Here is a 21,718-nt window from a genome sequence, read left to right as displayed (position 1 = left end):
CTCAGGCGCCGCCTTCCGGCAATGTCAGGATCAGCGGACCATTTCGCGTGGCGACGACCGTGTGCTCGTACTGCACGGTCGGAGCCTCCGGGTCCGAGTAGAGCGTCCAGGCGTCGTCACCTCCCTCGGCCCATGTTGCGCCAAGTGAAAGGAACGGCTCGACAGTGAAGACAAGGCCCTCCGTTATCATCCGCTTCTCGGATGGATCCGGCCAGGTCGAGAGTTCGGCCGGTTCCTCGTGCAGCGAGCGGCCGATCCCGTGGCTGGCCAGATTGGCGACTAGGGTATAGCGGTTCTTCAGAGCAAAGGCGCCGACGGCCTGGCCGATCTTGGCAAGCGGCTCTCCTGATTTCACCTGATTGAGGCCAACCCACAACGCCCTCTTGCCGTCTCGGCAGAGCTTTTCGATCTTCGACTTGTGGGGTGGAAGGCTGAACGACGCGCCGGTGTCGGAAAAGAAGCCGTCCTTCTCCGCGGATACGTCGATATTGACGAGATCTCCGGGATGAATGACCCGCGGCCCCGGAATGCCGTGGGCAATTTCCTCGTTGACGCTGATGCAGGTCGCACCCGGAAACTGGTAGCAAAGTTCGGGCGCGGAGCGCGCACCAGCATCTTCCAGCACCTTGCGGCCGATCTGATCGAGCTCCAGGGTCGTGATGCCCGGTTCGAGCGATGCGCTCATCACCTGCAGGGCATTGGCGCAAATTCGGCCGATTTCCTTCAGCTTGAGGAGTTCGTCTTCGCTTTCAATGATCATGAATTTCTACCCGGCCTTCTTCGGCCGGTCGGCCGGCTCTCGATGAGGATGAGAGCACGACCGCGTTCGGAATCCAATTCATCCTTTACGGCATCATGCTCCAGCTTCCGGCGGTGGCTTTCGCCTCTTCGCTCGTTTCAGTCAATGCCTTTCTAACGATCGGTGCGACTTTCGTGCCATACAACTCGATGCCGCGCATGACTTGATCATGAGGCATCAGGCCGATCGCCATCTGCAGCAGAAACCGGTCGTTCTTGAACAGCCGGTGATGCGCGATGATCTTCTCGGCCACCAGTTCCGGTTCCCCAACGAAGAGAGCGCCGTTCGGTCCGCGCGACATGTCGAAATGTGCCCGGTTGGTTGGCCCCCAACCTCGCTCGCGGCCAATCCGGTTCATCACCTCGGCCTGCGGCCCGTAGAACTGATCGGCCGCGGCATCCGTGGTATCTGCGATGAAACCGTGCACGTTGATGCTGGTCTTCAGCGTCGAAGCCTCCAGCCCCGCCCGGCCGGCAGCTTCGCGGTAGAGATCGAACAACGGCGCGAACCGGCGTGGCTCGCCGCCAATGATCGCCAGTGCCACCGGCAGTCCCATGGCACCGGCCCGGGCAACCGATTGCGGCGTACCGCCAACGGCGACCCACAAAGGCAATGGGTCCTGAAGCGGACGAGGATAGACACCACGCCCATTGATCGGCGCGCGCAGCTCGCCCGACCAGGTCACGGTTTCCTGATCGCGGAGCGCCATCAGCAAATCGAGCTTTTCCTCGAACAGCTGGTCGTAGTCCTCCAGATTGTAGCCGAAGAGAGGAAACGACTCGATGAACGAGCCTCGTCCCGCCATGATTTCTGCTCGTCCGCCAGAAAGCAGATCGAGGGTCGCAAACTGCTGGAAGACCCGAACCGGATCGTCCGAACTCAAGACCGTCACCGCGCTGGTCAGCCGGATGTTCTTGGTTTTGACGGCAGCGGCAGCCAGCGCGACGGCGGGAGCGGACGCCGCATAATCCGGCCGGTGATGCTCGCCCAATCCGAAGACATCCAGCCCGACCTGATCGGCGAGCTCGATTTCCTCGAGCAGATGCTTCAGGCGCTGTGCCCCCTCCTCACCCTTGCTTCGGCTCGGATTGGGGTTCACGTCGGCAAAGGTGTAGAGGCCTAGTTCCATGGCTCGCATCCCGTTGAATCTACACATGGAGATAAGGACGCAGCGACATCAGCGCAAATACAAATTCTGGAACCGATCGTTCGAGAATTTCGATAAGCAGTCCGCCGCGACTTGCGATCGCGGCGGAATTCTGCCTCTGATATCAACGACTTCAAGGCTTGAATGGAATCACTTTTCGAACGGCTTCATATCTCAGATAAAGACCGCCCCAGGCAATCAGCCCGAGATAGACGCCGAACAACAGATGCGAAAAGATCGGGCTGCCAACGCGCAGCTGCGTCGCGATCGCCCCGCCGAGCAGAGCTGTGAGCAGGATCGCCCCGAGGACTGACGTGCGCGGGATTGCATAGAGTAGCGCGCAGGCGAGTGTCACGATGCCGAGACCGCGGGCAAGCATCGGATCGCCCGAGTAGCCGAGCGCCGTCATCGTTTCTGTGACTGGCGCGATCGGCACCAGCTTGATCGCTCCGTCGAAAACCAGGAAAGCTGCGATCAACGAGCTCATGACAGTTCCGGTAAGGGTTTGCCAGCGCGGAAGCCGGGCAGTTGAATCAACAATTGCGGACATATCCCTATCCCCTTATTTCGTTTCCGATTTCAGATTCGCGCAAGCAGCTCGGCGAGCTGGTCGGCGCATTTGCCCCAGCCTTCGTGAAAGCCCATCTGCTCGTGCTGCTCCTTGTCGGCGGCCGTCCAATGCCGGGCCTTGGCGGTGTATTTCGTTCGGCCGTTGCCGAGGTCTTCGAGCAGGATGATGCCGACGAAGAACGGCTTTTCAGACGGCACCCAGGAGCTGGTGAAGGCGTCGGTGAAAACAATTTTTTCGTTCTCGACAATCTCCAGATAAACGCCGCGATTCGGAAACTCCTGGCCCTCGGGGCTGCGCATGACAATGAGGTTCGAGCCGCCCGGGCGTACGTCGAGCTTGGCCTCCGCGATGCTCCAGGGACGCGGAACGAACCACTCCTTCATCAGAACGGGATCGGTCCAGGCCTTAAAAATCTTCTCGCGCGGGGCGTCGAATTCGCGCACGAGAACCAGTTCGTGTTGAGCTTCCTCATTCATTTCAGCGTTCTCCTGTTGAACGAAACCTGTTTTTGATCAGGTTGTTACAAGGACGTCGGAAGTCTTCCGGTTCCGACAACCCGCAAAGGATATTTTTGCAGATTATTTCGCGACCGGCTGCGCAGGCCCATGGGCGAGGCTATCGATCTGCTGGCGGATATGCGCAGCTTCCGCTGCCGAGTGAGCAAGCGCAATGGCGCGATCGAAGGCTTCATGCGCCTCACGGGCGCGCCCGAGTTGCTTCAGCAGGCCGCCACGCAGACCGTGATAGTAGAAATAGCCGTCGAGCTTCTCGCCAAGCGTTTCGACGAGCGCCAGCGCCACCTCCGGCCCCTTGAGTTTGGAGATGGCGACGGCACGGTTGAGCGTAATGACCGGCGAAGGCTGCACACGCTCCAGCGCCCGATAAAGCAGCTCGATCTCTTCCCAATCGGTATCTTCGGCGCGCTTGGCGCGCGAATGCAGTGCCGCGATTGCCGCCTGCAGCTGGTAGGGTCCGGGCTGGCGATGACGGATTGCCTTGTCGAGCAGCGCCAGGGCCTCGTTTATCAGCTCGCGGTTCCACAGCGAACGATCCTGATCCTCGAGCAGCACGATATCGTTTTCACCATTGAAGCGGGCCTGGCGCCGCGAAATCTGCAGCAGCATCAGCGCAAGCAGCCCCATCAGCTCCGGCTCACCGGGAAAGATGCGCAGCAAAAGCCGCGCAAGCCGGATCGCCTCGTCGCTGAAGGCGCAGGCCTCGTGCTTCGGATCGGCCTGGCTGTAGCCCTCATTGAAGATCAGGTAGATCATCGTGCTGACGATCGAGAGCCGCTCGGCGCGTTCCTGCGCACCGGGTGTCTCGAATGGCACACCTGCCTTGGCAACCCGCGCCTTGGCCCGCGTTATTCTCTGCTCCATCGCGCTTTCGCCGACGAGGAAGGCACGAGCGATCTGCTGCACCGTAAGGCCCGAGACGATGCGCAGTGCCAGTGCGATCTGCTGCGTCGCCGGCAGATCCGGATGGCAGCAGATGAAGAGCAGCCGCAGGATATCGTCGCGATAGTGGGAATCGTCCAACCGTTCGGCAATGTCGCTTTCGGTGTCGCTGGTATCGGAAATCAGTTCCTCATCCGGAAGCGCCTGCGTCTTCGAGCGCTTGCGTACGGCGTCGATGCCGCTGTTGCGACCGACGAAGATCAGCCATGCCGTCGGATCGCGCGGCGGCCCCTTGTCCGGCCAGGTGCGGATGGCGCGCAGGCAGGCCTCCTGAAAGGCCTCTTCCGCGATATCAAGATCGCGGAAGTATCTTAGCAGCGCGCCAAGCGCCTTCGGTCGGGCCGAGGCAAGCGTCATGTCGATCCAGGCAATGTCTGTCATGTCGAAGGGTCTCCCGGCCGGAACACGTAGAACGGCCGAATTTCATATGAGGTGGAACCGGGATTAACGGCGGAAAGCTCCTTCGAGAAGGAAACGGCCTCCTCCAAATTATCGAAATCAACCACGTAGAAACCGAGAAGCGCTTCCTTCGTTTCCGCGAAGGGACCGTCGAGAACGAGCGGTTCCTCCTTGCCCTTGCGCACGGTGGTCGCCGCCGTCGTCGGCATCAGCCGTCCGACAGGGCCAAGCTTGCCACGCTCTGCCAGTGGCGCTTGGACCGCGTAGAGCTTCGCCATCACGGCGTCCTCTTCCTCCTTGGTCCAGGAGAACACGGTCTCTTCATTGGCATAACAAAGGATTGCATAAAGCATGTCTTACTCCTCTTCCTGAATGACGAAGGAGTAACGCGACATCCGACAGGACGCAGCAAAAAAATGTAGCGTGCAGAAGGAGATGCTGCGCTTTCGCCAAGAGCCAGGAATGGCGCGCTCGTTTGCGACCAAGCAGGCGGCGCGTACGCCGCGGCCCAAGCCTTGGAAGCGTTACGCTACCTCAGTTCCGATCCGTTTTGACCAAGCCGACGGCAACGGCCTCCTCTAGCGCCAACTCCGCCATCGCCAATGCGGCCTCGCGAGTCTTTGCGGCAGCGACGAAACGACCGTTGTGGCAGAACGTTGCGCCTTCGACGCCGCACACAGCCTCCAGATCGTGATTGGTAAGGCCGGCCCAGGCAGCCGGCAGATCCGCGCGAAGCTCAAACCCCTCGTCCCCACGGCGAATGCCGGTCACACACCAATCCCTTTCGCGCGGGTGAACGACAAAGAGCAGATGATCGGCGCCTGCCTTCACGATCGCGGGACGGAAAGGCATCCCCATCGGAAGCTCGAGGACCCGCGCCGGCCCGGTGCGCTCGATGGCCTGCAGGACAAGAGCTTCGGCCCGCAATTTTGCGGCGCCTTGGGCGATCTTCGCCTCGACGAAACTGCGGGCGATCGCCACTGCATCCTGAAACCTGCGATCGTCGGCATTTGGATCGGTATCGTCGAATACCGGTTTCAAGGTCTCCAGCAAGACCGGCAAGGTCAGCCCTGCCAGCGGCCCCGATGGGCTGAGGGCACCATTGTCCGTCAGATCGATCGCCAGCACGAAGGCGGCGTCGAACGAGGCGTGCAATGCCTCGACGTGGACTTCGGGAACGCCCGTGGCAACTAAGTAGTCGCGGCCGTAGTGCTTCCAGATCAGGCCGAACGAGCTGTAAGGCTGCCCATCCTCGCGCAGCGGCGCACCACGCTGATGATGGTCGAAGATGCGCCTGGAAGCATCATATTCGCCGCCGACGTCGTAGATGATGCGATCAGCGCCCGGTTTGATCCATTCCGGCGCCCGGCTGCGGGTCAGGCGAGCTGCCGGAAAGAGCCGCGTCAGGATGACGCTCGACAGGACTTCATCGGCATGGAAGCCACCGGAATGGGTGACGAGGAAATTAGGAGTCATGCCAGGGTGTGCCTTGTTGTTTGCGCGAGCCGCTTGCGGTGGGCAGCACATAACTGTTGCTGGCGACCATCTCAACCCGTCATCGGGCCAAATCCGCGGTGGAAAACCGCCAGCGCCCACATCGGCGCCACCAAATCTGCCACCTCTCGCAGGAATGCCGGGCGTCAAACATCGGCAAGCGTGCGCTTGACGGCGCTGCGCCACCCTTTGAGCTTTGCGGTGCGCGTCTTCTCGTCCATGCCTGGCTCGAACCGCCGGTTGCGCTTCCAACTCTTGGCAAACTCTGCACGGTCCGGCCAGGCGCCGGCCCGGCTGCCGGCAAGCCATGCAGCGCCAAGGGCTGTGGTTTCGAGGATAGCGGGCCGATCGACCGGCGCGTCGAGGAGGTCGGCAAGTCGCTGCATCGTCCAATCGGAGGCAACCATGCCACCATCAACGCGAAGAACGGTGCTCTCGACGCCGCCCTTCCAATCCTTGTGCATGGCATCGAGCAGATCGCGGGACTGGAAGCAGACCGCTTCAAGCGCGGCACGGGCGAACTCGTTGCGGCCGCTATTGCGCGTCAGGCCAAAGATCGCGCCGCGGGCATTCGCATCCCAATGCGGGGCGCCAAGGCCGGTGAAGGCGGGAACCAGATAAACGTCCTGCGTCGGGTCGGCGGCATCGGCGAGTTCCCCGGTGCGCGAGGCCGTATCGATGATGCCAAGCCCGTCGCGAAGCCATTGCACGGCAGCGCCCGCGATGAAGATCGAGCCCTCGAGCGCATAGGTGGTCTCGCCGTTCATCCGATAGGCGATCGTCGTCAAAAGGCGGTTCTTCGAGCGAACCATGTCGCTGCCGGTGTTGAGGAGCGCAAAGCAACCGGTGCCGTAGGTCGACTTCATCATGCCGGGTTCGAAGCAGGCCTGCCCGATGGTCGCGGCATGCTGATCGCCGGCAACGCCGAGGATCGGGATCTTTGCGTCAAGTATTGCGTTCTCGGTAACGCCGAAATCGTCGGCGCAGTCCTTCACCTCGGGCAGCATCGCGGCCGGAATACGCAGGATCTCAAGCAAATCCTCGTCCCACCTATTGTCCGCAATGTTGTACATCAGCGTGCGGGAAGCATTCGTCGCATCGGTCGCAAACACCTTGCCCCCGGTCAGCCGCCAGATTAGGAAGGTATCGACCGTCCCGAAGCACAATTCTCCCTTGGCGGCACGCGCCCGCGCGCCCTTGACGTTGGCGAGCAGCCACGAAAGCTTGGTGCCGGAGAAATATGGATCGAGAAGAAGGCCGGTTTTCCTGGTGAAGGTCCTTTCGAGATCCTGGCGCTTCAGCTTGTCGCAATAGCTTGCCGTACGGCGATCCTGCCAGACGATCGCGTTGTGGATTGGTTTGCCGCTCTCGCGTTCCCAGACGACGACAGTCTCACGTTGATTGGTAATCCCGAGCGCTGCAATGTCCTTCGCCTCGATCTTCGCCTCGCGGATCGCCATCTTGATCGTCGAGATGACGGAATCCCAGATTTCCTCCGGATCGTGCTCGACCCAACCGGATCGCGGATAGATCTGGCGGAACTCCTTCTGGCCTGCACCAGCGATCTGCATGTCGCCGTCGAAGACGATCGCCCGTGTCGAGGTCGTCCCCTGATCGATTGCCAGAACATATCCGCTCATGCCGTCCCCCGCTGATCATGATTGTCGGGAGAAATCAATAGGACAGGAGGGCGAGCGAGGAAAGAACCCAGCCCTCTTCGACACAGGAGATTTGGCGTCAGCGCAATTGCCAGCAGCGATGCTTTGCGCATAACCTCACCTCTATTGCGTCGCAAAAATGGCTTGAGGAGAAGAGTATGGCCAGAACAGTCGTCGTTACCGGATCTACCAGCGGCATCGGGCTTGCCATCGCGACAGCCTTTGCCGGCAAGGGCGACAACATCGTTATCAATGGCTTCGGGAAGCCCGAGGACATCAAGGCGATCATCGAGAATCTTGAATCGGTCTCTAAGGCGAAGGTGATCCATCATCCCGCTGACATGACGAAGCCGGCTGAAATCGCGGATCTGATCGAGACAGCCGCCAGAACCTTCGGCAGCGTGGATGTGCTGGTCAACAATGCCGGCATTCAGCATGTCGAGAAGATCGAGGATTTCCCGATCGAAAAGTGGGACCAGATCATAGCGATCAACCTCTCCAGTTCGTTTCACACGATGCGCGCGGCTATTCCGCTGATGAAGGCGAAGAAGCAGGGCCGCATCATCAACATAGCCTCCGCGCACGGTCTGGTCGCGTCGCCGTTCAAATCCGCCTATGTCGCGGCAAAGCATGGTATATTAGGACTGACGAAGACTGCGGCACTCGAACTTGCCGAATTTGGCGTGACTGTGAACGCGATCTGCCCAGGCTATGTGCTGACGCCGCTCGTCGAGAAACAGATACCGGATACGGCGAAGGCACGCGGCATGACCGAGGAGCAGGTCAAGACCGAGGTGATCCTCAAGGCCCAGCCGACGCGCGAATTCGTCAAGGCGGAAGAGATTGGGACGCTCGCCCTTTATCTCGCAGGCGAGGAAGCCCGGCAGGTGACAGGCGCCCATATCTCGATTGACGGTGGCTGGACTGCGGCATAACCATTCAAAACAACGATAAGACCCTGGGAACGATATGACCGACAGCATCCGCTTCATCCTGAATGGCGAGGACGTCACGCTTGGCGATGTCTGGCCGACCGAGACGCTTCTCGATTATCTCAGGTTGAAGCGCCGGCTGACCGGCACGAAGGAAGGATGCGCGGAAGGCGATTGTGGCGCCTGCACCGTCCTCGTCGGACGGCTGATCGACGGCAAGCTGCACTACGAGCCTGTCAATGCCTGCATCCGTTTCATGGGATCGCTGAACGCTACCCATGTCGTCACCATCGAACATCTGGCGGCCAAAGACGGCACGTTGCATCCGGTGCAGCAAGCAATGGTCGATTGCCACGGTTCGCAGTGTGGGTTCTGCACGCCGGGTTTCGTTATGTCGATGTACGGTCTTTGGCTTTCTAACGACAGGCCGAGCCGCGCCGATATCGAAAAGGCGCTGCAAGGCAATCTCTGTCGTTGCACCGGCTATGAGCCGATCGTCAAAGCCGCCGAGCAGGTCAGTCACACTCGTCCGAGCGCGCTCTTCGACCCGCTCGAGAAGACCCGCTCCGAAATCATCTCGCGCCTCTGGGCGATGCGCAACAGTGAGACCATTTCGATCACCACGACGCAGGGCCGTCTGGTCCTGCCGGGATCGCTGGACGCTCTGGCGCGTGTGCTTGCCGAAGAGCCGGACGCCACGATCATCGCGGGATCGACCGATGTCGGGCTATGGGTAACCAAGCAGATGCGCAGTTTGACCCCGGTCGTCTTCATAAACCATCTGACCGATCTGCAATCAATTACCGCTGGCGAAGGCGGCTTCACGATCGGCGCAGGCGTTACCTACAGCCGCGCCTTCGAAACCATCGCCAACAAGGTGCCGACGCTTGGCCGTCTCATCAACCGTATCGGCGGGGATCAGGTGCGCAACATGGGCACGATCGGCGGCAATATCGCCAATGGCTCGCCGATCGGCGACATGCCACCCCCCTTGATCGCCCTTGGCGCCACCGTGACCCTGCGGTCTCTGGAAGGAGCCCGCATGCTGCGGCTCGAGGACTTCTTCATTGCCTACGGCAGGCAGGATCGCCGCCCCGGTGAATTCGTAGAGAGCATCTTCGTGCCCTATCCCGCAAAGGACACGCAATTTGCCGTCTACAAAGTCACCAAGCGCCGTGATGAGGACATCACCGCGGTTCTCGGAGCATTCTATCTCACGCTGGACGACGAAGGCGACGTCAACGACATCCGGATCGCCTTCGGCGGCATGGCAGCAACACCGAAGCGCGCGCGCCACGTCGAGAACGCGCTGATGGGCAAACCCTGGACCGAACAGACCATCGAGGCGGTGCGGGCAGAATTCGACGCCGACTTTCAACCGCTGACAGACTGGCGCGCAACGGCCGAATATCGCCAGCTGACGGCCAAAAATCTGCTGACGCGCTTCTTCCTGGAAACATCCGGCGCGCCGGCCGAACTCCACCGCTTCGAAGAGGTGGCATAATGGACAAGTCGAGTTTCGCCGATCCGAAATTCATCATCAATGGCGCCATGCACGACGCGCAGCGCCACGATTCCGCGCACAAGCACGTGACCGGCTCTGCCGACTACATCGACGACCTGCCGGAGCCTGTCGGCCTTCTGCACGGCGCACTCGGGTTGTCCGATCGCGCCCACGCCGAGATCGTCAGCATGGACCTTTCCGAGGTCAAGGCGACGCCGGGCGTTGTATGGGTGTTCACCGGCAAGGACGTGCCTGGGATAAACGATGTCAGTTCGAATGGCAGCCATGACGAACCGCTGCTCGCCGAAAAGAAGGTCGAATTTCACAATCAGCCGATCTTCGCCGTCATTGCCGAAACGCGCGAAATCGCCCGGCGGGCGGCCCGCAAGGCGAGGATCGAATATCGCGATCTGCCGCACTGGAGCGACATCGATGGCGCGCTCGCCAACGGCAGCCCACTTGTCATTGCGCCTATGACCCTGCAACGCGGCGATCCGAAGGCGGAAATGGAAAACGCGCCGCGGCGTCTGAAGAGCCAGATGCGCATCGGCGGACAGGAGCATTTCTATCTCGAAGGCCATATCGCCATGGCGATCCCCGGCGAAGACGATGAGGTTACCCTCTGGTCATCGACCCAGCATCCGAGCGAAATTCAGCACATCGTCGGCCACGTCCTCGATATTCCGTCGAACGCGGTGACGGTGAATGTCCGCCGCATGGGCGGCGGCTTCGGCGGCAAGGAAACGCAGGGCAATCAGTTTGCAGCCCTTGCTGCAATCGCAGCCAAGAAGCTGAAGCGTGCGATCAAGTTCCGACCGGACCGCGACGAGGACATGGCAGCAACCGGCAAGCGCCACGATTTTCTTGTCGATTACGAACTGGGCTTCGACGAAGATGGGCGCATCCAAGCGGTCGATGCCACATACGCTGCACGCTGCGGCTTCTCGTCCGATCTATCGGGGCCTGTCACAGATCGCGCACTCTTCCATGCAGATTCCAGCTACTTCTACCCACATGTTCACCTCGCATCGAAGCCGCTGAAGACGCACACCGTCTCGAACACCGCGTTCCGCGGCTTTGGCGGCCCGCAAGGCATGCTCGGTGCGGAACGTTTCATCGAAGAAATTGCCTATGCCGTCGACAAGGATCCACTCGAGATCCGCAAGCTGAATTTCTACGGACAGCCAGGCTCCGGTCGCACGCTCACCCCCTATCATCAGGAGGTCGAGGGCAACATCATTGCCCGCATCGTCGACGAACTTGAGGAAAGCGCTGACTATCAGGCGCGCCGCAACGCAATCGTCGAGTTCAATCGCAACAACCGTTACATCCGCAAGGGCATCGCACTAACACCGGTGAAGTTCGGCATCTCCTTCACCATGACCGCCTTCAACCAGGCAGGCGCCCTCGTTCATGTTTATCAGGACGGCTCGATCCACCTCAATCATGGCGGCACGGAGATGGGCCAGGGTCTTTACACCAAGGTGGCGCAGGTGCTGGCCGACAGCTTCCAGGTCGACATCGAGCGCGTGAAGATCACGGCCACGACGACCGGCAAGGTCCCCAACACCTCGGCCACCGCGGCATCATCAGGATCGGATCTGAACGGCATGGCGGCTTACGATGCTGCCCGGCAGATCAAGGAACGGCTGGTTGCTTTTGCCGCCGAAAAGTGGGGCGTGCCGCCGACGGATGTTGTCTTCTTGCCGAACCGCGTGCGAGTTGGCGATAAGGAGTTTGCCTTCCCCGATTTCATCAAGCAGGCCTATTTCGCCCGCGTCCAGCTTTCCGCCGCGGGCTTCTACAAGACGCCCAAGATTCATTGGGATCGCGCCGCCGGCCGCGGGACACCGTTCTACTACTACTCGTACGGGGCCGCCTGTTCGGAAGTATCGATCGATACGCTAACCGGCGAATACATGATCGAACGCACCGATATTCTGCACGATGTCGGTCGCTCGCTGAACCCGGCAATCGATCTCGGTCAGGTCGAAGGGGCATTCGTACAGGGCATCGGATGGCTGACGACAGAAGAGCTCTGGTGGGATGACAAAGGCCGGTTGCGCACTCACGCACCTTCAACCTACAAGATCCCCCTCGCCTCCGATCGCCCGAAGATCTTCAACGTTCAGCTGGCTGAGTGGTCGGAGAATGCCGAACACACGATCGGACGGTCCAAGGCCGTCGGCGAACCGCCGTTCATGCTGGCGATCTCGGTGCTGGAAGCGATTTCGATGGCTATCGCCAGCGTTGCGAACTACAAGGCCTGCCCCCGGCTCGACGCGCCGGCAACCCCCGAGCGCGTGTTGATGGCTGTGGAACGGATGAAGAAGGTATGATGTGAAGACAGCACCCGCAGGTGCTGCCCCGCCCGATTTCCGGGACTACTGCCAGAACTCTCTGTCGTAACGGGGCTCTTGCCCGTCCAGAAAGCCGAGGTCGCGCTTGATGCGATCTGGCATGCCCTCGAGCTCCAGCCTGTCCCATTGCGAAAGCCGCCGCAGCAGTCTGCGGCCAAGGCCTGAGAACCAATGGAAAGTCCCGACGGCCCTTACCTGGCTCTCCTGTTCGATAACGGCGCAATCCATCACGTCACCTCGATAATCTGATCTATGAGGTTGCAGGTTGCGCCGATAAATGCTGGAATTCCAATCGAACGATTATCGGTAGCCATAAGGAGAAATTATCCATGAAACTGTCGAAGCAGTTTCCGTTGAATGCATTGCGAACCTTTGAGGCGGTGGCGCGGCACGGCAGCTTCACGCGTGCAGGTGAAGAGCTCGGCATGACTCAGACGGCCGTGAGCTACCAGATAAAGCTGTTGGAGGAGAATGTAGGCGAGCCGCTGTTCCTGCGTCGCCCGCGCCACATCCGACTGACCGAAACCGGAGAACGACTGGCGCCGCAGGTCAGCGAAGCCTTCGAAATGCTGCAAGTCGCCATGGCCGAGGCGCGTGGCGAAACAGAGGTGACACTCCAGATCACCTGCCTGGCGACATTCGCGTCGCAATGGCTTGCGCGCAGGCTCGGCAATTTTCAGCTCGCCAATCCGAATATCGCCGTACGGCTCAGCACCTCGGACTCGCTGGTCGATTTCGGCCGCGAAGCAGTCGATGTCGGCATACGTTCAGGCATGGGTGAGTGGCCCGGCCTGCGTGCGGACAAACTGATGAACGTCTATTTCACGCCTATGCTGAGCCCGGCACTTGCAGAAAGCATCGGCGGCGTTCATGAGCCCGCCGATCTCCTTAAGCTTCGGATTTTCGATCCGACCGATCCTTGGTGGCACCAATGGCTCGAAGCGGCTGGCGTATCAGTCCCGAACCAGGAGAAGAGAAGCACGAGTTCTTATGGTGCCCAGGCCTATGAGGCGGCAGCTGCCGTCGCCGGACAGGGCGTCGCAATCCTCACTCCTGACTTCTATCCGGAAGAGCTTGCGAGCGGAAAGTTGATCCGCCCGTTCGACCTTCAATGCACCGATGGCCGCGGCTACTGGCTTGCCTATCCGGAGAGCCGTCGCAACGTCCCTAAGATAAAAGCATTCCGAAACTGGATTCTCGAGGAAATGAACGTCGCCGCGACGAGCGGCAGCTAATAATCCATCTGCGGAGCGTAAAAACAACGCGGCGTATCCTCGTTCGGGAAGAGGCAAAGATGGTAGTCACCGTCACCGGAACGCATAGCCTTACCGATCGGAAGCAGGAAGACATGCGCGTGCGTGACAAGGCGGTGATCGCCCGGCAGCAGCGTCACCCGATAACCGTGGGGAGTAATCGCCACGCTTTTCGGCGGGATCATTTGGCAGTCCCCGGTTTCGCTATCGCCGTTGCAACAGAAGGGCTCATAGCTCCAACCCGCGGGCGCATCATGGGCCTGCACACAGGACGCGAAAGCAATCATCACACACATAAGAATGCTGCGCATTGGCATCTTCTCCGTTGATGAATGCTCGCCAGAATGAAGCGGTTTCCACCTCATCCGGGCGGCCTCAAAAATCAAATTGTAATCGAACCGTTACATTTCAAGCCACTTTCCGTGCTCCCGGCGGCGTCGACGGACTGCACGGTCGAAGGCGCCTTACCATCCTGCCTGCCTGCCGAGCGACAGCCTGCAAGGCCGGCTCGACGATCGCGAACCATCGCCGATAACGGAGCATCCAATGCAAAAGCGTCGATATGTTGGCTTCGCCTGTATTCTCCTGATGCCGCTCTCGCCTGTTGCGCAGTAACGCACGCTTCAGACAGACGATCTGAGCGCGATTGAGGCCGGCGAAGTCCGAAGGCTCGACAGCCTCGAAGAGGGCGTTGATATGGTTTGCATATTGCAGCCCTACCAAGAAAAGGTTTCGTTCACATTTGAAGGGCGAGACAGGATAAGCGCGACGCTAGAGCGCAATTGGATGCCAGGGGACGAAGGCTGCTCGGCGGTATTGTCGATCAGCGGCGGTAGCGTGAACGTGTTGAGCATACCGCGCTTCAGCAAGCGCGACCGACTTGCCGACGGTGAAATCAAGGCATAGTCGACGTTTGAGCTCCTGTCGGCTCTCAGCCAAGCGAGTGTGCGGGACAATGCCTGCGGCGCGTTTTCAAAAATTCGTTACCGCTGTTGCCTCAATCTTGTTCAAGGCAACTGCGCCGGGCGACGGCCTTATCCCTTTCCTCCGGCCCAAACATTTTGCATGGTGTTGAATCGGAGGAAGAACAGGGGAACTCAATGTATGAATATGCCATCGCGTGGGAATGGTTGGCCTTTGCGGCCCGCTGGTTCCACGTCATTACCGCCATTGCCTGGATCGGCTCGTCTTTTTATTTCATTGCGCTCGACCTCGGCCTGGTGAAGCGGCCGCATCTTCCACCCGGCGCTTATGGCGAGGAGTGGCAGGTTCACGGCGGCGGCTTCTATCATATCCAGAAGTATCTGGTGGCCCCGGCGCAGATGCCGGAGCACCTGACCTGGTTCAAATACGAGAGCTATTTTACCTGGCTCTCGGGTTTTCTGATGCTCTGTATCGTATACTATGGCGGCGCCGACCTGTTCCTCATCGACAGTCATGTGCTCGACATCAGCGCGCCGGCGGCGATCCTGATCTCGCTTGCCTCGCTCGCTGTCGGCTGGATCGTCTACGACCTCCTGTGCAAATCGCCGCTCGGCAAGAACACCTGGGGCTTGATGGTGGTGCTCTACGCCGTGATCGTCTTCATGGGCTGGGGCTATACGCAGCTCTTCACCGGCCGCGCCGCCTTCCTGCATCTCGGTGCTTTTACGGCAACGATCATGTCGGCGAACGTTTTCATGATCATCATCCCGAACCAGAAGATCGTGGTCGCCGACCTGATTGCCGGGCGCACCCCCGATGCGAAATACGGCGCGATCGCCAAGCAGCGTTCGCTCCACAACAACTATCTCACGCTGCCCGTCATCTTCTTCATGCTGTCGAACCACTATCCGCTGGCTTTCGGCACCGCCTATAACTGGGTGATCGCCGCCTTAGTTTTTCTGATGGGCGTCACAATCCGCCATTGGTTTAACACGACGCATGCCCGCAAGGGCCGCCCGACCTGGACCTGGATCGTCACAGTCATCCTGTTCATCCTGATCATGTGGCTGTCCACCGTGCCCAAAGTGCTGACGGGCGAGAAGGATACACAGGCAGTTGCTCCGGCCTTCCAGCAATTCGCCGCCGACGCGCATTTCCACGCGGTCAAGCAGCTTGTCGGTACGCGCTGTTCAATGTGCCATGCCGCCGAGCCTGTCTATGAGGGGCTGGCGCGACCGCCGAAGAACGTCCTTCTTGAAACCGACGCGGAAATTGCCGCTCATGCGCGCGAGATCTATATACAGGCGGGCCGCAGCCACGCCATGCCGCCCGGCAACGTGACTGATATCACCCCAGATGAGCGCAAGCTACTCGTCGCCTGGTTCCAAAGCGCAATCGCAGGCAAACAGGAATGATGTCAGCCGCCATTCGCCTCATGCTCCTTGCGTCCACTCTGATCGTATGCGGCCAGAGTGCCGCGGACGCAACGACAGCGAAGGGCAGCCCGACAGCACCCGCAGTCGATTTTGCGGGCGATCTCAACGCGCTCGGCACGGAGCCCTTCTGGGCGATCAAGATACGAACCGACGGCCTCACCTTCAGCCGCCCGGGAGCAGAGGATGTCAAGATCGCTAACCCCGGCCCGGTCATCGCGCAGGATCGCGCCACCTGGACGATCGTTGACGGACCAACGCCCCTCAAGCTTACGCTAACGAAAGGCAATTGCTCAGACGGCATGTCCGATCGCCACTACACGCTGAACGCGGTTCTGGTATTCGCCGACAAGACCATGTACGGCTGCGCCGACACTCCGGCGGCCATCGCCGCCCAGCCAGCGCCCTGACTCGAACGGCGCAAGACAATCGAGAGGCTGAAAGCCATGACACACACCCTTCTCCGCGGCCGCCTCCTCTCCTTCCTGCGTGCGCCGCAAGATCTTGGCGATACCAGAAGCTATCTTTATGAAAGCGACGGCGGCTTGTTGATCAAGGACGGCCTGATCATCGCCTGCGGTGCCTACGACAAAGTCAGTGCGCAAGCCCCTGCCGATGCCCGGAGCGTCGATCATCGTCCGCATCTGATCATGCCGGGTTTCATCGATATGCACCTGCACTTCCCGCAGATGCAGGTCATCGCCTCCTATGCGGCAAACCTGCTGGAATGGCTGAACACCTACACTTTCCCCGAGGAGTGCCGCTTCGTCGAAAGCGATCACGCACAGCGGATCGCCGGGCATTTCTATGACGAGCTCGTGCGCCACGGCACGACAACGGCAGTTGCCTATTGCTCCGTCCACAAGACCTCAGCCGATGCCTTCTTCGCCGAAGCGCTGAAACGCAACATGCGCATGGTCGGCGGCAAGGTGATGATGGATCGCAATGCCCCGCAGGGCCTGCTCGATACGCCGCAGATGGGCTATGACGAAACCCGCCAGATCATTTCCGAGTGGCATGGCAAGGGCCGCAACCACGTCGCCATCACCCCGCGTTTCGCGATTACCTCGACGCCGGCGCAGATGGAGGCCACGCAGGCGCTTGCCCGCGAGTTTCCCGACCTGCACATCCAGACACATCTATCCGAGAACCACGACGAGATCACGTTCACCTGCGAGCTCTATCCCGAGGCTATCGACTATACCGATATCTATGCCCGCTACGGACTGCTCGGCGACAAGACGCTCTTCGGCCACTGCATCCATCTTTCGGACCGCGAAGCCGATGCGATGAGCGAGGCAGGCTCTGTCGCCGTCCACTGCCCGACCTCTAATCTTTTCCTTGGCTCCGGAATCTTCCCGCTGAAGTCGCTCGCCCGCCGCCAAAAGCCGGTGCGTATCGGCGTCGCCACCGATATCGGCGGCGGCTCCAGCTATTCGATGCTGCGCACCATGGACGAGGCCTACAAGATCCAGCAACTGCTCGGCGAACGGCTGAACCCGCTTGAGAGCTACTATTGCATGACACTGGGCAATGCCCGGTCGCTGTCGCTTGCCGACCGCATCGGTACGCTCGATGTCGGTTCCGACGCAGATATCGTCGTCCTCAACGCCGCCGCGACACCCGCCATGGCGCTGAAGATGGAGGTCGTGAAGACGCTGCCGGAAGAGCTGTTCCTGCTGCAGACCATGGGCGACGACCGCGCGATCGTGGAGACTTACGTGGCAGGCGTTGCGGCCAAAAGCGCGATCTGAGATCCGCCACACGTCGGCCCGCACCAATCCTCAAGCACGCGAACGAGCCGTCCATAGGACAGAGGCTGCCCCACCGGCGCTTCCGGTCAGACCGAGCCCCGAAAAAGGCTGTTGCTCCGGCTCTGGAACGCCTCCGTGCAGACTTCGGCATTGAGCGGTTTTGCTCGAAGGTGGGCGGCTCTATAAACGGCAGCCTCCTCTCTTCGGGGCTCATCGACGAGATCAGCCTGCTTATCCTGCCCCTTGCCGAAGGCAGCAAGACCATGCCGATGTTCTTCGACCGCGCTCGCGCCGGCAAGGAGCCTGTCGCTCGTTTCAGGAGCTCGAGGGCGACGTCGTCCATCTACGCTATCGTCTGCGGTAAAGTCGGCAACGGCTTGCCCGCCCAGGAGACCGATTTCAGCGCGTCCATGACAACCCGGATGATCGGTACGGTGCGAATGTCGGAATGCACGACCAGCCAGAGCTCCCGTGTCAGAGGCTGCCGCTGCGGGATCGCCTCGACGAGATCATCAACGCCAGCCAGCATGAAATTCGGCAGCATGGCGATGCCGCCACTTGCACGCGCCGCGGCCAGCTGGAATTCCAGCGTCGTTGCCCTCAGCGTCACCTTTCTGCCCTCAGTCGCCTCGGCAAGCCGGATCGACTGCGGCGCGCTCGCCATCGTTTCATCATAGGCAATGAAGGTTCTCTGCGCCTCCGGCGTCGCCGCCAGATAGGCAGCCGTGGCATAAAAGCCGAAGGCGACTTCTCCAAGCTTGCTGATGACGAAATTGCCCTGTTCCGGCTTCGTCATGCGGACAGCAACATCCGCCTCTCGCCTGTCGAGCGAGGCGTAGCGCGTCTCGCCGACGATAGTGATGCAGATATCCGGGTGCCGTGCTCGCAAAGCGACGAGGGCCGCCGGCAGTATCGCGGCCGCAAGTGTCGGTGGCGCGCTGATCCGCACCTCTCCGGCAACCGTTGCGCCGGCGGCAAGCCCCAGTCGTTCGACCGCTTGCGCCTCCTGCTCCATCCGCTCCGCCATTTTGGCCACCCGCTCGCCCTCCGGCGTCAGCACGATGCGGCGACCGCGCCGGTCAACCAGCTTCACGGCCATCTGCTCCTCGAGCCCGGCAACCCGGCGGGCAACCGTCGCATGCTCCACGCCAAGGGCGCGAGCGGCCCCGAGCAATGTTCCGGAGCGTGCGAGCGCCGCGAAATAGCGAAGGCTTTCCCAATCGATCATTGTTCATATTTTCCCATTCAATGCGACGTAATAGGGAATTTTCGAACAAAAGGCCATGCGCGATTATGTCCGCAACAGCAATCGGAGAGCACAGATGGATAAGATCGTTACGCTTCTCGCACCCGGCGGCATCGACAACTTGGAGGTTTCGGGACGGGTCCCGCAGGAACCCGGCGCAAGCGAGATCCGCATACGCCACGACGCGATCGGCATGAATTTCCTCGATATCTACCACCGGCGCGGGCTCTACGCCCTGCCGGCCTATCCCGCCGTGCTCGGCGTGGAAGGCGCCGGTATTATCGAAGCTATCGGAAGCGCAGTCACGGACCTGAAACCCGGCGATCGCGTCGTCTATGCCGGCGCGCCGGTCGGCGCCTATGCCGCGACGCGGCTCCTACCAGCGGCCCGCGCCGTGCGCCTGCCCGATGGCGTATCTTCAAAGGTCGCGGCCGCGTCCATGCTGAAAGGGCTGACGGCCTACATGCTGCTGACGAAGACCTATTGCGTCGAGCCCGGAACCACCGTTCTCATCCACGCTGCCGGTGGGGGGCTTGGAAGCATTCTCGTGCGATGGGCAAAGCACCTCGGCGCCACGGTGATCGGAACCGTGAGTTCGGAGGAGAAGGCCGATCTCGCGCGCAGACACGGTGCCGACCATCTGATCGTCGGCCGCAACGCGGATGTCGTAGCCGCGGTCAAGGCGCGGACAGGCAACAGCGGCGTCGATGTCGCCTACGACGGCATAGGCTCCGGCATGCTGGCAAAGTCCATCCAGTCGGTCCGTCCGTTCGGTGTCGTCGCGACGATCGGACAGGCCGGCGGACCGATCCCGCCTGTCTCGGTCGATGATCTTCGCCCCGGCAAATGGCTGACGCATCCAAGCATCATGGCCTATATTGCGGACGCCCCGGCGTACCTGACGGCGGCGGAAGCCGTGGTCAAGATGCTGGCTTGCGGCATCACCGCAACCATTGCCAGTGAGTACCCTCTTGAGGAGGCTGCAGAAGCGCAGCGATATCTCGAAGAAGGGCGCGCCGCTGGCAGCCTGATTCTCGTTCCATAGGTGACGAAAGAGATACACAAAGCCTCGAAAATCATGTTAAGGGCCATGGCGTTATTCAGATCTGAAAGTCCTATCCATGGCCAATCCTCTCACGATCGCCGACCTGAAAAGCCTCGCCCAGCGCCGCGTCCCCAAGATGTTTTTTGACTATGCGGATTCCGGCGCCTGGACCGAGTCGACCTACCAGGCCAACGAGAGCGATTTTGCTAAGATCAAGCTGCGCCAGCGCGTGCTCGTCGACATGACGAACCGCACGCTGGAGACGACGATGATCGGCCAGAAGGTTTCGATGCCGGTGGCCCTCGCCCCGACCGGGATGACCGGCATGCAGCACGCGGACGGCGAAATGCTGGCGGCCCGCGCCGCCGAAGAATTTGGCGTTCCATTCACGCTATCGACGATGAGCATCTGCTCGATCGAAGATGTCGCGTCCGTCACCACGAAGCCCTTCTGGTTCCAGCTCTACGTGATGCGCGACAAGGACTTCGTGCTGAACCTGATCAACCGCGCGAAGGCGGCGAAGTGCTCGGCCCTGGTCCTGACCGCCGATCTGCAGATCCTCGGCCAGCGCCATAAGGACCTGCGCAACGGCCTTTCCGCACCACCGAAGTTCACTCCGAAGCATATCTGGCAGATGGCGACACGTCCTTTCTGGTGCCTGGACATGCTGCAGACGAAGCGCCGTACCTTCGGCAACATCGTCGGCCACGCAAAGAACGTTTCCGATCTTTCCTCGCTCTCTTCCTGGACCGCCGAGCAGTTCGACCCGCAGCTCTCTTGGGCCGATGTCGCCTGGATCAAGGAACAATGGGGTGGCCCGCTGATCATCAAGGGAATCTGCGACGTCGAGGACGCCAAATCCGCCGCCGAAACCGGCGCCGACGCCATCATCGTCTCCAACCATGGCGGCCGCCAGCTCGACGGCGCCCCCTCGTCGATCAGCATGCTCGAGCCAATCGTCGATGCCGTCGGTCACAAGATTGAAGTGCATCTGGACGGCGGCATCCGCTCCGGCCAGGACGTGCTGAAGGCGATCGCTCTCGGCGCCAAGGGCACCTATATCGGCCGCCCCTTCCTCTATGGCTTAGGTGCCATGGGCAAGGAAGGCGTCACGCTCGCGCTCAACATCCTGCGCAAGGAAATGGATGTCACCATGGCGCTCTGCGGCAAGCGCGACATCAAGGACGTCAATGCGTCGATCCTGCTCGGCCGTCAGTAAGAAAAAGTCAGCAGTCTGTCTGCTCAAAAGAGTCACGAATCCCGGGATCGCTGTCATGATGGCCGGGTCATTGATGGCACGGTTTTGAATCTCAGGTGTTTCAAAAGGTTGGATGTCGCAACAATAGCCTGAGCCCACTTAGGCAGTCGCGGCGTATATAACCTACTGGGAAGCGTCCAGCTGGACAAACACGTGGCCATTGCCGAGGTCGATCCTTTTCAAAAGGTCCGCTCGGACCTCTTCTCGCGCCACAGCTTTGAAGGGCCGCCATTTCTGGCTCTTCGCAGTTGAGGGCAAGGGCGCCCCTTCCCGCAGTAACAGCGTGATATGAGGCACTTCATCCGATTTATAGATGCAAATCCTCAAGGCCGTATACCTTTCAACGAAGAGAGGATTGTGCACCGCAACAGAGAAAATGGCAAACATATTTTGCCGGTTGAAATATTTGGATGCGGTAGGATCGTAGCGGGCCTCGAACACAAACACCGTGAGCAAGAGCTAGCGCCGAGCGACGAAATTGGCG

General features: G+C 60.5%; 21 protein-coding genes and 1 pseudogene. 10 read left to right on the top strand and 12 right to left on the bottom strand.

Going from position 1 to position 21,718, the window contains the following annotated elements; genetic code table 11:
* Position 1: 1 nt before the first annotated feature.
* The 8 genes from map to glpK form a co-directional block, all read right to left on the bottom strand.
* A complete protein-coding gene (gene map, locus BN77_RS16555; protein WP_007533937.1) occupies positions 2-760 on the bottom strand; it encodes a type I methionyl aminopeptidase in 759 nt (252 codons plus the stop codon).
* 85 nt (positions 761-845) lie between these two features.
* Entirely contained in the window at positions 846-1,928 is a 1,083-nt protein-coding gene (locus BN77_RS16550) for an LLM class flavin-dependent oxidoreductase (RefSeq protein WP_007533935.1), read from the bottom strand.
* Positions 1,929-2,079: 151 nt separating this feature from the next.
* A complete protein-coding gene (locus BN77_RS16545) occupies positions 2,080-2,496 on the bottom strand; it encodes a DoxX family protein (RefSeq protein WP_007533933.1) in 417 nt (138 codons plus the stop codon).
* A 29-nt stretch (positions 2,497-2,525) separates the two neighbouring features.
* A complete protein-coding gene (locus BN77_RS16540; RefSeq protein WP_007533931.1) occupies positions 2,526-2,993 on the bottom strand; it encodes an SRPBCC family protein in 468 nt (155 codons plus the stop codon).
* Between the two features lie 102 nt (positions 2,994-3,095).
* Entirely contained in the window at positions 3,096-4,355 is a 1,260-nt protein-coding gene (locus BN77_RS16535; RefSeq protein ID WP_007533929.1) for an RNA polymerase sigma factor, read from the bottom strand.
* Positions 4,352-4,726, bottom strand: a complete 375-nt coding sequence (locus BN77_RS16530) for a YciI family protein (protein ID WP_007533926.1) — start codon at positions 4,724-4,726, stop codon at positions 4,352-4,354. Before BN77_RS16530 ends, BN77_RS16535 begins: the two co-directional genes overlap by 4 nt.
* A 181-nt stretch (positions 4,727-4,907) precedes the next feature.
* Complete coding sequence (locus tag BN77_RS16525) at positions 4,908-5,849, bottom strand: MYG1 family protein (protein ID WP_040677851.1); 942 nt, start codon at positions 5,847-5,849, stop codon at positions 4,908-4,910.
* Between the two features lie 164 nt (positions 5,850-6,013).
* Entirely contained in the window at positions 6,014-7,507 is a 1,494-nt protein-coding gene (glpK, locus tag BN77_RS16520) for a glycerol kinase GlpK (RefSeq protein ID WP_007533922.1), read from the bottom strand.
* A 176-nt stretch (positions 7,508-7,683) separates the two neighbouring features.
* On the opposite strand from glpK, the gene BN77_RS16515 reads away from it, so the two are divergent.
* The 3 genes from BN77_RS16515 to xdhB are packed head-to-tail and all read left to right on the top strand — an operon-like array spanning position 7,684 to position 12,300.
* The gene (locus tag BN77_RS16515) at positions 7,684-8,460 is read left to right on the top strand and encodes a 3-hydroxybutyrate dehydrogenase (protein WP_007533920.1); all 777 of its coding nucleotides are present in this window, start codon (positions 7,684-7,686) and stop codon (positions 8,458-8,460) included.
* A gap of 34 nt (positions 8,461-8,494) precedes the next feature.
* Positions 8,495-9,961 carry a xanthine dehydrogenase small subunit gene (gene xdhA, locus BN77_RS16510; RefSeq protein ID WP_007533918.1) on the top strand — a complete coding sequence of 489 codons (1,467 nt, stop codon included), beginning with the start codon at positions 8,495-8,497 and terminating at the stop codon, positions 9,959-9,961.
* A complete protein-coding gene (gene xdhB / locus BN77_RS16505; protein ID WP_007533917.1) occupies positions 9,961-12,300 on the top strand; it encodes a xanthine dehydrogenase molybdopterin binding subunit in 2,340 nt (779 codons plus the stop codon). Before xdhA ends, xdhB begins: the two co-directional genes overlap by 1 nt.
* Positions 12,301-12,345: 45 nt before the next feature.
* Here the strand turns inward: xdhB and BN77_RS16500 are convergent, their stop codons facing one another.
* A complete protein-coding gene (locus tag BN77_RS16500; RefSeq protein WP_007533915.1) occupies positions 12,346-12,549 on the bottom strand; it encodes a hypothetical protein in 204 nt (67 codons plus the stop codon).
* 101 nt (positions 12,550-12,650) lie between these two features.
* Here BN77_RS16500 and BN77_RS16495 point away from each other — a divergent pair, with 101 nt between their 5' ends.
* On the top strand, positions 12,651-13,556 hold the full coding sequence (locus BN77_RS16495) for a LysR substrate-binding domain-containing protein (RefSeq protein ID WP_007533913.1): 906 nt from the start codon (positions 12,651-12,653) through the stop codon (positions 13,554-13,556).
* Here the strand turns inward: BN77_RS16495 and BN77_RS16490 are convergent.
* Positions 13,553-13,885 (bottom strand): hypothetical protein, encoded by a 333-nt coding sequence (locus BN77_RS16490; protein WP_007533911.1) that lies wholly within the window; start codon positions 13,883-13,885, stop codon positions 13,553-13,555. The genes BN77_RS16495 and BN77_RS16490 overlap by 4 nt on opposite strands.
* A 789-nt stretch (positions 13,886-14,674) precedes the next feature.
* On the opposite strand from BN77_RS16490, the gene BN77_RS16475 reads away from it, so the two are divergent.
* The 4 genes and pseudogenes from BN77_RS16475 to BN77_RS35870 form a co-directional block, all read left to right on the top strand.
* The gene (locus tag BN77_RS16475; RefSeq protein ID WP_007533907.1) at positions 14,675-15,913 is read left to right on the top strand and encodes a urate hydroxylase PuuD; all 1,239 of its coding nucleotides are present in this window, start codon (positions 14,675-14,677) and stop codon (positions 15,911-15,913) included.
* Positions 15,910-16,341 (top strand): COG3650 family protein, encoded by a 432-nt coding sequence (locus tag BN77_RS16470; protein ID WP_007533905.1) that lies wholly within the window; start codon positions 15,910-15,912, stop codon positions 16,339-16,341. The genes BN77_RS16475 and BN77_RS16470 overlap by 4 nt, the downstream gene beginning before the upstream one ends.
* 36 nt (positions 16,342-16,377) lie before the next feature.
* Positions 16,378-17,685, top strand: a complete 1,308-nt coding sequence (gene guaD, locus BN77_RS16465; RefSeq protein ID WP_007533902.1) for a guanine deaminase — start codon at positions 16,378-16,380, stop codon at positions 17,683-17,685.
* Between the two features lie 170 nt (positions 17,686-17,855).
* Positions 17,856-17,924 (top strand): annotated as a pseudogene (locus BN77_RS35870) (hypothetical protein); the annotation flags it as partial.
* 104 nt (positions 17,925-18,028) lie between these two features.
* Here BN77_RS35870 and BN77_RS16460 read toward each other — a convergent pair.
* Positions 18,029-18,913: a LysR family transcriptional regulator gene (locus BN77_RS16460; protein ID WP_007533900.1), complete on the bottom strand. Its 885-nt coding sequence runs from the start codon at positions 18,911-18,913 to the stop codon at positions 18,029-18,031.
* A 94-nt stretch (positions 18,914-19,007) separates the two neighbouring features.
* Between BN77_RS16460 and BN77_RS16455 the strand changes: the two genes are divergently transcribed.
* Positions 19,008-19,976: a quinone oxidoreductase family protein gene (locus BN77_RS16455; protein WP_007533898.1), complete on the top strand. Its 969-nt coding sequence runs from the start codon at positions 19,008-19,010 to the stop codon at positions 19,974-19,976.
* Between the two features lie 76 nt (positions 19,977-20,052).
* A complete protein-coding gene (locus BN77_RS16450) occupies positions 20,053-21,195 on the top strand; it encodes an alpha-hydroxy acid oxidase (protein WP_007533896.1) in 1,143 nt (380 codons plus the stop codon).
* 162 nt (positions 21,196-21,357) lie between these two features.
* Here the strand turns inward: BN77_RS16450 and BN77_RS16445 are convergent, their stop codons facing one another.
* Positions 21,358-21,690: a hypothetical protein gene (locus BN77_RS16445; RefSeq protein ID WP_007533894.1), complete on the bottom strand. Its 333-nt coding sequence runs from the start codon at positions 21,688-21,690 to the stop codon at positions 21,358-21,360.
* Positions 21,691-21,718: the final 28 nt, after the last annotated feature.

Source organism: Rhizobium mesoamericanum STM3625, from assembly GCF_000312665.1.
GTDB classification, from domain to species: Bacteria; Pseudomonadota; Alphaproteobacteria; order Rhizobiales; family Rhizobiaceae; genus Rhizobium; species Rhizobium mesoamericanum.
The sequence above is the reverse complement of the archived record's forward strand: the minus strand, read 5'-3'. Positions and strand labels throughout refer to the sequence as shown.

Coding starts and splice junctions, on each gene's coding strand:
- map (WP_007533937.1), bottom strand. CDS start 760: ATGATCATTGAAAGCGAAGACGAACTCCTCAAGCTGAAGGAAATCGGC.
- BN77_RS16550 (WP_007533935.1), bottom strand. CDS start 1,928: ATGGAACTAGGCCTCTACACCTTTGCCGACGTGAACCCCAATCCGAGC.
- BN77_RS16545 (WP_007533933.1), bottom strand. CDS start 2,496: ATGTCCGCAATTGTTGATTCAACTGCCCGGCTTCCGCGCTGGCAAACC.
- BN77_RS16540 (WP_007533931.1), bottom strand. CDS start 2,993: ATGAATGAGGAAGCTCAACACGAACTGGTTCTCGTGCGCGAATTCGAC.
- BN77_RS16535 (WP_007533929.1), bottom strand. CDS start 4,355: ATGACAGACATTGCCTGGATCGACATGACGCTTGCCTCGGCCCGACCG.
- BN77_RS16530 (WP_007533926.1), bottom strand. CDS start 4,726: ATGCTTTATGCAATCCTTTGTTATGCCAATGAAGAGACCGTGTTCTCC.
- BN77_RS16525 (WP_040677851.1), bottom strand. CDS start 5,849: ATGACTCCTAATTTCCTCGTCACCCATTCCGGTGGCTTCCATGCCGAT.
- glpK (WP_007533922.1), bottom strand. CDS start 7,507: ATGAGCGGATATGTTCTGGCAATCGATCAGGGGACGACCTCGACACGG.
- BN77_RS16515 (WP_007533920.1), top strand. CDS start 7,684: ATGGCCAGAACAGTCGTCGTTACCGGATCTACCAGCGGCATCGGGCTT.
- xdhA (WP_007533918.1), top strand. CDS start 8,495: ATGACCGACAGCATCCGCTTCATCCTGAATGGCGAGGACGTCACGCTT.
- xdhB (WP_007533917.1), top strand. CDS start 9,961: ATGGACAAGTCGAGTTTCGCCGATCCGAAATTCATCATCAATGGCGCC.
- BN77_RS16500 (WP_007533915.1), bottom strand. CDS start 12,549: ATGGATTGCGCCGTTATCGAACAGGAGAGCCAGGTAAGGGCCGTCGGG.
- BN77_RS16495 (WP_007533913.1), top strand. CDS start 12,651: ATGAAACTGTCGAAGCAGTTTCCGTTGAATGCATTGCGAACCTTTGAG.
- BN77_RS16490 (WP_007533911.1), bottom strand. CDS start 13,885: ATGCGCAGCATTCTTATGTGTGTGATGATTGCTTTCGCGTCCTGTGTG.
- BN77_RS16475 (WP_007533907.1), top strand. CDS start 14,675: ATGTATGAATATGCCATCGCGTGGGAATGGTTGGCCTTTGCGGCCCGC.
- BN77_RS16470 (WP_007533905.1), top strand. CDS start 15,910: ATGATGTCAGCCGCCATTCGCCTCATGCTCCTTGCGTCCACTCTGATC.
- guaD (WP_007533902.1), top strand. CDS start 16,378: ATGACACACACCCTTCTCCGCGGCCGCCTCCTCTCCTTCCTGCGTGCG.
- BN77_RS16460 (WP_007533900.1), bottom strand. CDS start 18,913: ATGATCGATTGGGAAAGCCTTCGCTATTTCGCGGCGCTCGCACGCTCC.
- BN77_RS16455 (WP_007533898.1), top strand. CDS start 19,008: ATGGATAAGATCGTTACGCTTCTCGCACCCGGCGGCATCGACAACTTG.
- BN77_RS16450 (WP_007533896.1), top strand. CDS start 20,053: ATGGCCAATCCTCTCACGATCGCCGACCTGAAAAGCCTCGCCCAGCGC.